The organism is Commensalibacter sp. Nvir, assembly GCF_963921845.1.
Lineage (GTDB): Bacteria > Pseudomonadota > Alphaproteobacteria > Acetobacterales > Acetobacteraceae > Commensalibacter.
In genome coordinates, this window is record NZ_CAWUGZ010000119.1 from 1 (window position 1) to 7787 (window position 7787).

Sequence of the window (7787 nt, forward strand, 5' to 3'; positions counted from 1 at the left end):
AGTAAAAGCTGTAATGTAAACGTAATCTAGTCAATTTTTTAGTATAAATTAATTATTTTTATAGCGGGCCTTATTGTAGTCTATTTGACCTTTAGATTTATAATTTTTAAAATGAAAAAATGTTATAAATTAATTGCGTAATCAAAGAAAATTATTCCTGCATTGTCATGCTATAAAATTTCAATATATAAATCTTAGTTTAAAGTAAAAATTTCTTCCCATTTCTGGATAGCCTGCCGCCAATTGGTAATTTTGATCAAGTAAGTTGCTTGCCCCTAGACCTAGTTCCAAGCGATCCGTAATGTTATAGTTTGCATCCAAAGCCATATTTACATATTTTCCTGTACGGAAGTAGATGTCGCCTGAACTATCCGTGGTCCAACGATTAGAAGCAATATCTAAACTAGGCATAAGCCTTAATTTCGAGGTTGCATTCCAAACCATGTAAATAAAAGCTTTTTGTTTTGGAACGTCCGTCAATTCGACGGACTCATCGCTGGGGTCATGTAACGTTCTGTGTGTATACGTATAATTTCCACCTAAAGTCAATTTCGAAAGCAATTGTATTTCTGTTGAAAGTTCAAAACCAGCATACGTACCGTGTCCTGCGTTTCGGTCTTGAACAACAGGTATGTCTTGATAAATCATAGGAAAAGAAACAATAATATTACTTACTTGAGAAACAAAAACGTCCCCAGCAACCACAACGTTTTTAAAGTTGTGACTGGCGCCCACTTCGTAATTCTTGGCACGCTCTGGACTTAAAGTAGGATTGGAAATAGCACCACCAAAACGACTGCTAAATCGTTCAAAAAGGGTAGGAAATCGTACTCTATCTGAGAAACTTACATAGGATTTCGTTTTATCGTCTATTTGCCATGCCAAACGGGCTTGACCGTTAAAAGCCCCTTTATTTGCTAAAGGATAATTAATAAGTTTTTTATTATAGCCTTGTGCTTTATCTAAAATACGCCAATCGTAACTTCCTGCGGTAGTCAATTGCAATTGTGGTAGAATGTCGTAAGTATTTTCTAGAGCAATGCTATAACTTTCTTCTTCTGATTGTAGATTGGGCTGCCTAATAGGGCCTGGAAAAGATTGCGTATGTTCATTATGCTGATCCAAGCGACCATAAAAAGTAAAATTTAAAGTATCCTTATCACTAATATCGGCATAAAGTCTCGTATCACCCCCATAAGCAACGTCATAATAATAACTGTTAAATGCTTTTTTAATGGACTGTGTATTTTCGTTAATATTGTCGTAACTTCGCAATACGTTATCGAAACTATTGCGATACAGTCGAAATTTGAGCGTTAGGAGGTCGTTTAATTTTGTGCTGGTCATAAAGGTCAACGAGTCGATATTCCAAGTTGGCCAATCCCAAAACCGTTGTGTTTTTAAAGGATCAATTGTGTTTACGGGGGCTCCTTTCTCTCCTTGTTGTCTGATATAGCTTAAAACGTATTCGTCCGTTTCATTGGGTGTAAAACCGATTTTTGTGTTTAAACGCCAATCAAGAGAACCTGAAAGAAGTCTTTTTCCTTTACCTTGAGAAGGCGTAGGTTTGAAATTTGACGATAAATCCGTATGGTCAATATTATTTTCATCAAAGCTTAATTGTGCGTACCATTTTTTATGTTTAGTCCCAATATATCCATAAACGTTATAACCTCCGTATCCAGCGTCATGGCCTAAATTAATATTGCTTCTAACTTCTGCTTCAAGTTCTTTTTTTGGTTTCCTTGTAACTAAGTTGATCATGCCTCCCATACCGTCAGGTCCGTCTATTACTGAGGCATATCCCTTATCGATTTGTATTTCAGCAATATCGGGTGTAACAAACCGGCCAAAATCTAAACGGTTATCGGAAGGCAAGTAAATACGGACACCGTCAATAAGTAAAGGTACTTGAAATCGGTTGAACCCTCTTACGTATAAGATGCGTTCGTTACGTGAACCTCCCGTATTGGCTACGTTAACGCCAGGAATAACATTGGCTGCTTGGTCTAATGTATTAAAATTGAAATCATTCATAGCTTTAGCAGAAAGCGTCGATGTTCCAACTAAACTTTTGTTTTGATTTTGTCCATAAACTGTAATTTCCTCAGAACTACTTTGACCTGGTGTTGTAGCAACGTTCAAAAGTACCTTTGATGAACTATTTTGTTTTGAGGGTGAGGATAGAGAGTTTTTCGTTTTTTTTGAAAAATAATTTTTTGTAATGTTGTTTAATTTTTTTGTTTCAGGATTTTCGATATTTGAGGAATTTGAAGGCGACGTATCTTTAGCTTTGATAGAAAAATTATCTAGAGGGTACAATATCAATAAAGGAAAAAAAGTTTGATAAAGGATTTTTTTAATCATAAGAATCAGTTCTTTTGGCGTCTAAATAAAATAGCTAAAAATCAAAATGTAAAGAATATAAAGGCCTTAGCTGTTCTTTGCCTTAACTATCGTAAGTTTAAAATCTTGGCAAGATTGAAAAAATAATGTGTTTTTAAAAAAAATTATTGTTGTTTTTTTACTTGAAAATTTTTTTAATAAAAAACTAGAAATATTACGTTTGGGCTGTTTTAATAAATCTATCAGTATAATACTTGTAAGCTCTATTATTTATTACAATTTCAGGATTTAATTATGGTTTTTCGTCGTTTCCTTCTATCCAGTTTGTTTGCCTTACCTTTAATCTCTGCTTCTGTGCAGGCACATGATGCCAACAAGATTTCGTGCCCTATTGCCTCGCAGGAAGTCTTTTTGTGGCAATCTCCCGTTCCTCAAGCCGCGGTTCAACAGGATCAACTGTTAAATCAAGCGACGATCGTTGTGAATAAGGCGTATTCAATAACTTTAAAGCCTAAAGATTCCGTACATTTCATCGTTAAACCCGCACGCCTTGCTGGGAATGCTAGCTATGCGGGCATGTTGCAATTTAATATAGCTCAAAAAGGAATCTATCGTTTTGTAATGGATAGCAAACCTTGGGTTGAAATTGTTGGTAATCATAAAAAAACGGCTATGGCTCATCATCAATGTGGAAAGCAGTGTAATGGAATTATGAAAGCCATTGATTTTGCTCTTGATCCTGGACAGTATATTTTAGAAATTTCTGGTAATGGCGAACCAACCGTAAAACTCATGATTAAACCAGTTTTTTGATTTGTTTTCGCATTCACCTTTTAATAAAAAGCCCTATATTCCAAAACTCTGTGATTTAGCTATCACTACAGTAATTACGGATGGGCTTTTATAAGAATTATTTTAAAGGGTTTGAATCAATGAATTTTAAGCATTCGTTATGGGGTCTTTGTCTGTTAACACTCTCTTCTTTAGTTTCACCGATAGGCACAAGCTGAAGACGGTCGTCATGCTTGTCCTATGTCAGGCACTATGTCAATTTCTTGGCAAACTCCAACCTCAGTTCTTTCGTCACATCAAAAAAGTAATAAAATTGAGATTAGCATTGGAAAAGCCTATTCTTTAGAGCTTCACAACAAATCCTCTGTACAGTTTGCTGTTAGACCTCAAGAGCCAGGTGGACGTATCAGCTACGCAGGTCTTGTGAGTTTTAATGTAAGGCAAGTGGGGACTTATCGAATTATTACAAATGGCAGGCCATGGATTGATATTGTCCAAAAGGGAAAAATTATTGACGCGAAAGCACATCAACATGGAGAAAATTGTCAGGGTGCAGAAAAAATTTTAGATTACGCTTTAAGTCCAGGCGACTACGATATGGAAGTGGCTAGCAGTGGAAAGAAAAAAATTAAACTATTTATTATTCCGGTGCTTTAAGTTCAAATTATGAATTACAAACTTCATCAGTATGTTGCTAGTGTTTTCTTTTTAGCTCTTTTTACGTCCTATCCAAGTTTAGCCCAGCATTTTTCAACGCCGCCTTCAAGTACAAGTAATAAACAATTAAAAACAGAAGAGCAATTGGGCCGATTGTTGTTTTATGATGCTGATTTATCACGCGATGGCAGTATGTCGTGCGCAACATGCCATCGACAAAAATATGCATTTACGGATGGGAATAAGACGCATCCAGGGGTTAATAATGATCATGGTGTTTTTAACGTCCCTACGTTAAGTAACGTTGGTGCTTTTAAAAAATTAATGTGGGTTGATGAACCGGTTCATTCTTTGGAAGAGCAAGCCCTCGTTCCTATGACGGGGATAACCCCTGTAGAAATGGGTATGCATCATCGTGAAAAGGAAATTGAAAAACGAATTGCTAACAATTCTTGTTATATTAAATTGTTTAATAAAGCTTTTCCAAATCTTGTTGGCAATAAAATTGCCCTGCAGACCATAACCCAAGCTATTGCAAGTTTTGAAAGAACGTTAACGAGTGTGCAGAGCCATTGGGATATAAAAGATCACTATACGAATGAAATGCAAAAGGGCGAAAGCATTTTTTTTGGTAAAGGTTCTTGCGCAACATGTCACACGCCCCCGTTCTTTACCGATCAAGAGCTTCATCAAATAAATGGTCAAATGGGAAAAGCGTATCGTACGCCAACGTTGCGCAATGTTGAATTGACGTCGCCTTATTTCCATGATGGCTCGAAAGCTACGATCAACGAGGCTATTTTGGGACACGAAACAAAGTATACATCTGTGCCAAAGCTATCCCAACACGATGTATATTATTTAGAGAAATTTCTTGATTCTTTAACCGACATGAATTTTGTTACGTCGCCTGATTATGCGTTGCCAGATAAAACGTGTAATTAGTTTATAAATAGATCTTTTGTGAGTAACTTGGTTAACGATTTTTACACATGTGGCAGTTTGGATTCCGTTCAAAGTGGAAATGATGCTCTTCTGAAGTAAGCGCATTTAAATGATAAAGGGTGCCAATTAAAGTAGAGTGTATTCCCAAAATTAATTTTAAAGTTTCTGCAGCTTGTTTTGCTCCAATGATTCCTACTAACGGTGCAAATATGCCTGAATAGGAGCAGCTGTCTTGATCAAAACTGTTTTTTCCAAAAAAACACGCAAGACAAGGAGAGTGTTCTTGCTTGGGGTCAAAGACAGTTAACTGTCCTTCAAAACGAATAGCTGATCCGAAAATAAGAGGTTTCTTAACGTGCAAACATACTTCGTTTAATTGCAATCTTGTGGTTATGTTGTCACTACAATCGACGATTGCGTTGTGGTTTTTACTCAGAGTTATTAACTCAGCGGTTGATAATCTTTCAGATATGGTTGTTACACGCGTTTCAGGATTTAATTGATTCAAAGCATGGGCCATCGTCTCGACTTTTAATTTTCCAACATCTTGATTTCGGTATTGGATTTGTCTTTGTAAATTGGAAAGATCAATAATGTCATCATCTAAAAGTGTTAGATGACCTACACCAGAAGAACTAAGATAAGGAGCAACCGCGCTTCCTAATCCGCCACAACCAACAATAAGCACTTTACTCGCTAGAATTTTTTCTTGGCCTTTAAGATCGATTTGAGGTAAGAGGATGTGCCTGTTATAGCGTAAGAGTTGTTTATCGTTCATATTTTTCGATCCATAAAAAATTTTTTAAAGATTAAACTTCCAAACGAAATAACTAGGGCACTATCCATCAAAGTGGCGATGTTAAACTAATCTTTTTAGATAATGGATTAACGTTTATCAAATCCCTATAACCTAAAAAAAGAAATTTATTGTCTAAGCGGTATATATAATGAACAAACATCTTGGCTTAACGGATTATTTTTCACAAATAAAATATTTTTTTAATGTGAAAAATAATAAACGTTATTTATTTTTAATTTTATGTAGCAATTTTATAGCTATAACTTACCCTTCTACAAGTAAAGCCATTGATCAAATCGTAACTCAGTCATCTAATAACGTAAAGATAGAAGCTCCTTCTAGCACTCGCTCTTGCAAAAATGTTGTAACAGCTTTTGGCAAATATGGTCGAAGCCGCCACCCCGATTACGGGGTTTTTAATGCTAATAGCGGTTTTGGTCCCGTAGGAAATTACTCATGGTATGCGTTTGGAAAATATGCTCCCTATGGAGAAGCGCGTTGGGCGGAAGACTGGAGTGGTCTTTGTAACGATCCAGAGGCTAATAAAGATTGGTTTAATAAGTTAAAATATATTCCGCTTAACGATTCGGGAAATATTTGGATTAGTTTTAATGGCAATGAGCGTTTTCGTTATGCTTATGATAGTAAGCCCTATATGGGGTTTTTGGGGAAAACGGATTCCAATCGTCTGCTTATGAGAAGTTTGTATGGAGCGGATCTTCATCTAGGCAGCCATGTTCGTGCCTATGCAGAAATCATTAATGCGGTTGCAGGGGGTAGCAATACATTTGGTTATCAGACGGGATTTCAAAGAAAACGTCTTGATTTGCAACAAGGTTTTTTAGAATTAAAAGCAAATATTTTAGGTGCCAAAACAGGGGTTATGGGTGGAAGACAGTTTTTTGTTGATGCTCCTCCTTCTATGATCTCTCCTAGAGAGTTAACGAACGTTCGTCAAAGCTGGGATGGGGTTAGAGGGTATGCGATTTGGGACCGTTTTCGTATAAGTACCTTTGATTTCTTTCAAACCGATTTGACCGATCGTGATATTTTTGGTTATGGTCCTAGTTATAATGCGCGTCTTTATGGCGGTTATGCTAGTTGGGCCCTTCCAAAATTTTATGCTTTAGGAAAGCAAAGCCAAATCTTTCTTGATCCTTTCTTTATTGGTTATCTGTATAATGGAGGTTCTGCTGCAATTCCAATGGCTCCTATTGGAACATGGCAACAAGGGTCATCGAGACGTGATAACATGGGTGGTCGTTTAAGTGGTAACTTGGGCGTTATTAATTTTGATTTCACGGGTGTTTATCAGGGAGGTGAATTTAGATTAGCCAAAAGCTCGGCGAGTAGACCAGTTGAAGCCTATGCCTTTAATTCTATCTTTTCTTATCTGGTTCCTAATATTCCAGGTAAGTTATCTCTTGGGTTGCAGAGCGATTATTTTTCTGGTGGTAATTATAATAAAACGCATGGGGCGGTTCATAATTTCGCTGTGCCCTATTTTGCTGCAGCCAATTATTTGGATATGACTTTGTATTTAACAACTTCTAACTCTATAAGTACAGGGCCTTTTATTACATACAACCCAACGCCTAAAACATTTGTTCGTTTTCATGCGCCAGTTATTTGGCGTGCCAGTACGAACGATACCCTGTATGGTATTGGTTTTAACTATGGTCTGCGTGATAATTATTCTGGTGGATTTGTAGGTGCTATGCATCAGTTGTCTTTGGCTTATGCGATTGCCCCACATCTAGTGTTATCCAGTGAATACGCCGGATTTATTGGTTCAAGCTCGATTAAACGTGCCGGTGCCAAAGACGGCTCTTTCTTTATGCAAACCCTAGATTTCCGTTTTTAAAAAAATGTTGTACTTATAATGTATTAAAGGGAAACTATAACGATATAAGAAGCCGCGAATAGCGGCTTTTTTTATATCCAGTTAATACGTAAGTAAGTAAAATTAATTTTTTGTAAAAAAAATAGAGTAAGGTCTCTTATTAGCGATTGTAGTCGGTAATTAAGAGAAAAAATAATTTTCCTCTTAGGTCATTATTTTTTGTGGTCTTTTGCTTAATTTATCCAGCGTTTATTAAAATCAATATAACGGCCTTGTTTCTAAAAACTATGCAAACACTACTTAATAAGCATATCTTCCTTAATTATTACTAATAATATGATAAACTTCTTACAATAAATATAATTAATGACTATTCCATACAATAGAAGCTGTTTTAACCTTTTT

Annotated in this window: 6 protein-coding genes; 4 read left to right on the plus strand and 2 right to left on the minus strand. The window is 36.2% G+C overall.

Annotated elements, in window-relative coordinates; translation table 11 throughout:
• Nucleotides 1–180 precede the first annotated feature (180 nt).
• Nucleotides 181–2367 (minus strand): TonB-dependent receptor, encoded by a 2187-nt coding sequence (locus AABE15_RS07420; RefSeq protein ID WP_338330655.1) that lies wholly within the window; start codon nucleotides 2365–2367, stop codon nucleotides 181–183.
• A gap of 273 nt (nucleotides 2368–2640) precedes the next feature.
• Here AABE15_RS07420 and AABE15_RS07425 point away from each other — a divergent pair, with 273 nt between their 5' ends.
• From AABE15_RS07425 to AABE15_RS07435, 3 genes are all read left to right on the plus strand, one after another.
• Nucleotides 2641–3159, plus strand: a complete 519-nt coding sequence (locus tag AABE15_RS07425) for a hypothetical protein (protein WP_338330656.1) — start codon at nucleotides 2641–2643, stop codon at nucleotides 3157–3159.
• A gap of 219 nt (nucleotides 3160–3378) precedes the next feature.
• Nucleotides 3379–3795, plus strand: coding sequence for a hypothetical protein (locus AABE15_RS07430; protein ID WP_338330657.1), 417 nt, complete (start codon nucleotides 3379–3381; stop codon nucleotides 3793–3795).
• A gap of 9 nt (nucleotides 3796–3804) precedes the next feature.
• Entirely contained in the window at nucleotides 3805–4740 is a 936-nt protein-coding gene (locus AABE15_RS07435) for a cytochrome c peroxidase (protein ID WP_338330658.1), read from the plus strand.
• A gap of 31 nt (nucleotides 4741–4771) precedes the next feature.
• Here AABE15_RS07435 and AABE15_RS07440 read toward each other — a convergent pair whose 3' ends face one another.
• On the minus strand, nucleotides 4772–5518 hold the full coding sequence (locus tag AABE15_RS07440) for a molybdopterin-synthase adenylyltransferase MoeB (RefSeq protein ID WP_338330659.1): 747 nt from the start codon (nucleotides 5516–5518) through the stop codon (nucleotides 4772–4774).
• A 169-nt stretch (nucleotides 5519–5687) separates the two neighbouring features.
• Between AABE15_RS07440 and AABE15_RS07445 the strand changes: the two genes are divergently transcribed.
• Nucleotides 5688–7403 carry an alginate export family protein gene (locus tag AABE15_RS07445; protein WP_338330660.1) on the plus strand — a complete coding sequence of 572 codons (1716 nt, stop codon included), beginning with the start codon at nucleotides 5688–5690 and terminating at the stop codon, nucleotides 7401–7403.
• The last annotated feature ends 384 nt before the right edge of the window (nucleotides 7404–7787 follow it).